Annotated in this window: 2 protein-coding genes and 1 pseudogene; all 3 read left to right on the forward strand. The window is 57.4% G+C overall.

The window, feature by feature from the left end; translation table 11 throughout:
• Positions 1-544: pseudogene (locus ACH2EH_RS17850) on the forward strand (hypothetical protein); the annotation flags it as partial.
• Positions 514-3,156, forward strand: a complete 2,643-nt coding sequence (locus tag ACH2EH_RS17855) for a UvrD-helicase domain-containing protein (protein ID WP_395143708.1) — start codon at positions 514-516, stop codon at positions 3,154-3,156. The pseudogene ACH2EH_RS17850 and the gene ACH2EH_RS17855, both read left to right, overlap by 31 nt.
• Positions 3,153-3,503: hypothetical protein (locus ACH2EH_RS17860; protein WP_395143710.1), on the forward strand; the 351-nt coding region annotated here is incomplete at its 3' end. The genes ACH2EH_RS17855 and ACH2EH_RS17860, both read left to right, overlap by 4 nt.

Genomic DNA, 3,503 nt, shown 5'->3' on the forward strand with positions numbered 1-3,503 from the left:
CACAATAGAGACGGTTCAAACCAAACTTGAGAGTGATTATTCAAGCGCATTGGCACGTGTCAAAAAGATTGCTCTTGATCTGGAAGGGTTCGAAGGGCATGCCCAAGAGGTTCTGGATCATCAGGCTGAGAAGTGGGCACAGGGTGAGGCGGACATCAAGGCGACCCTGGAGCAGCAGATCCAAGCTATCCCGCAGGCAGTGGCTGCGGCAGGGGAAGAGGCTGCGCAAACAATGAAGCTCCGTGTCGAGGCGCAGTTGGCTCGCATCGAAGGTGCTCTGCTGGCCATCAAGCAGACCGGAACCATCATGAACGGTCAGATCCAGGGAGTCGTCGTCCGCCTAGATAAATTGGAGCAGGGCTATCAGAGCCTGCGGCAGATACAGGAGCAAACGGAGGCAGCTGGAAAAGAGGAGGTGGCTAGGATGAGAACCGATACCGCCGCTGAAGTCGCTACACTACGCCGTGAGATCGAGGAAGAGAAACGGAAGATGGAGGAAGAGAAACGGAAACGATGGTGGTGGCAATCCAAGGTGAGGGGCTGATGTACAAACTGGCGTTCCGTTCCGGTTTCATTCGAACCATCAATGGCCTCGAGCCGAATCATTCCTGGCGAACTCAGGTTCCAAAGTGTCTGATGCGCTTGCAGAAGGGGGATTGGACAGGAGGACTGAAAGTAAAAAAACTAGGAGCCGAGGGGATTCTGGAGGCGCGCCTAAATGGCGGGGATCGCTTGCTTTTCGGACGTGCGGAAGGCAACTGGCTAGTGATCTATGACGTCGCCACCCATGACAAAACAGGGTTCCTGTATCGCCGCCTCGGGGATAGCCCAGCAAAGGGAGACGGCGAAGGAGACCTCTTGACGGGACTGCGTCCACCGGACGAAGATGCGCCAACCATCGGAGCGGCGGAAGACACCAGCCCAACCGACCCCTGGGAAACCCTATATAGAACGGACGATCTTCCACGCTTTTTCACGCCGCCTGATGAAATCTGGCGTGCCCCGGACAGGCTAGCGTACTGGGCGGACACCCCTGCCCCAATTCACCTGCTGCTGACGCCAGAGCAGGAACAACTCGCATCCGCTAGGGAGCCAGTCTTGCTCAATGGTAGCGCAGGGAGCGGCAAGAGCACCGTGATCATCCATGGACTGTTCGCCCACCAGAAGAAAGCCACCGATTTGGAGGAGGGAACACAGAATGAACAGCAAGTGGAAGTCATCTATGTGACCTTCCTGCCAGTTCTGAGAGACAATGCAAAGACCCTCTATGACACTTTGGCCAAATTTTGTCCAGAGAGTGACACACGTCTTGGTTACCCCCAATTCTTGACGTATACGGAGTTCTGTCAGGAAATGATCGTTAAAGCTGGTCGTGAGCTACCTCCAGGGGATCTATTCCGGGAGAGGGATTTCTATAACTGGTACCGTAAATGGTCCAAAGGTCAGCTCCGGGCACAGTGCCCGGATCTATCTGAGGCCGCTCTATGGTGCGAGATTCGGGGCGTGATCAAGGGGCGAGCATCTGACTCAGGTCTGCCGCTTTTGACGCACGACGAATATGAACAACTCGGTGAGAGAAAAGGAACGATTGAGAGAAACCAGCGCAAATCGGTGCTACGGGTAGCCAGTGCCTATCAAAGGGAGCTCAAAGACGCCTGCCGACATGACGAGATGGATCTCGCCCGAGCAGCACGTGCAGCCGTGCAGTACCTCCCAAAGGAGAATTCCCATTGGCGTCTTGGGGCGCTCTTCTGTGATGAGGTTCAGGACTTGACACACGCTCAGTTATCCGTACTGTTTGACCTACGAGACATCTACAACCCGTACCTTTTTCTTGCGGGCGATGCCCATCAGGTGATCTATCCGAGCGCCTTCAGCTGGTCGGATCTGACAACGTTTAGGTTTCACGACAGCCAGCACTACCAGGAGAAGACCCTGGGGCGGAACTTTCGTAGCTCAGGGGCCATCCTCCACGCGGCGAAAGTCGCCCTGACCGGCCTTAAACGGGACGTCATGAAGCCTTACATTAAGGAGGGCCGCTGGCGCTGGGACGACCCACCCCTCGGGGCAGACCGGGGGCCTGTGGGCCGAGCCCCCGTTCGGCTCTCCGGAACCGAAGAGGACTGTATCGAGACGCTCCGCTCACTACCGGCCAACAACGACCGTGCGATCCTGACGCGAACTGAGGATCAGCGGGATAGGCTCCTATATCAGTTGAATAGTGACCCTACCCACTCTAGAGTCAAGAATGAACTCGTTTATACCATCGACGAGTTCAAAGGACTTGAGGCGGACTGTGTGGTACTGTGGCGTCTGTTCGCCGGTGCGCCGGACTTCTGGGAATCAGTGACGAAGCAGAAGGGCATCGGGCTGTACGAGGGGCTGACGGAGTGCAACCGTCTGTATGTGGCGATCACACGTGCACGCCGGTATCTAGCGGTCATCGATCTCCCCGGCGACCCACACCCCTGGGATCTGCCTGTCTGCCGGGACGCAGGATTTACGAAGAAGGGTACAGACTGGCTCCAAGAGGTGCAGGCCGAGGGAGGATCGGTATTGGAGATGACGGCGGATGCGGCGCAGCTAGAGCAATATGAACGCTTCGAGCAGGCCGCGTTGGCGTACGAGAATGCGGGTGAGTGGGAGGCGGCGGGCCGATGCCGTGCCCGGTGGCGTGAGGGGATAGAGCAGTGGTCGAAGGCCGCCGAAGAATGGTACCAGGTGCGCCGCTGGGCGGATGCCCATCGCTGTTTTGATAAAGCTAGCGACCACGTAGGCGTGCTACGGTGTGAAGCCGAAGAATGGTACCAGGTGCGCCGCTGGGCGGATGCCCATCGCTGTTTTGATAAAGCTAGCGACCACGTAGGCGTGCTACGGTGCGAAGCGGAGTTACTAGAAATGGAGGGAGATTGGGACGCGGCAGCGGCATTGTGGCAGTCAGTGGGTAATGGGCCACGCGAGGCGGTAGCTTGGGAGGCTGCTGGCGAATGGGACAAGGCACTAAGTGTCTGGCAATCCCAGCCAGAACAGCCGGGCAAGCTGGCGTTTGCGCTGCGCCTAACAGTAGAGCGGCTCGGTGGGCTAGGTGCAGCGACCGCCGATTTCTGTGCGAGGAAGGCCAGCAATGGCCACTGGTGGAAAGGATCGGATTCATGACAGGTGGGATGTCGGAGAACGGGCTGAACAAGGGTGAGCAGGGGCTCGACCCGGAAGAGTTGCCACTCTTCCGGGAGTTTGAGGCGTTCGTGGCAGCCTTGTATCAGGCAGCGGCGACGGCGACCTCGCGGGAGCTGACGCATCAGGCCCAGCTCTTCACGCAGACGATCACGGAGAAACACGAACAACACAAACAGATTGCTGATAAGACAGCAACTAAGTTATCTCAGTCTGCGGAGGGGTTCACAGGCGAGATTCGGCGCGAGCACAAAGAACTGTCTGGGCAGATTGATAGCCTAGTCGCTCGGTACGCGCAGCTCTTAACAGAGAAACATGAACAGCATCAA

The organism is Armatimonas sp., assembly GCF_043760365.1.
In the GTDB taxonomy this organism is placed as follows: Bacteria; Armatimonadota; Armatimonadia; order Armatimonadales; family Armatimonadaceae; genus Armatimonas.

What these genes read in the sequence shown, in the direction of transcription:
- ACH2EH_RS17855 (WP_395143708.1), top strand. Translation starts at nt 514, where the DNA reads ATGGTGGTGGCAATCCAAGGTGAGGGGCTGATGTACAAACTGGCGTTC.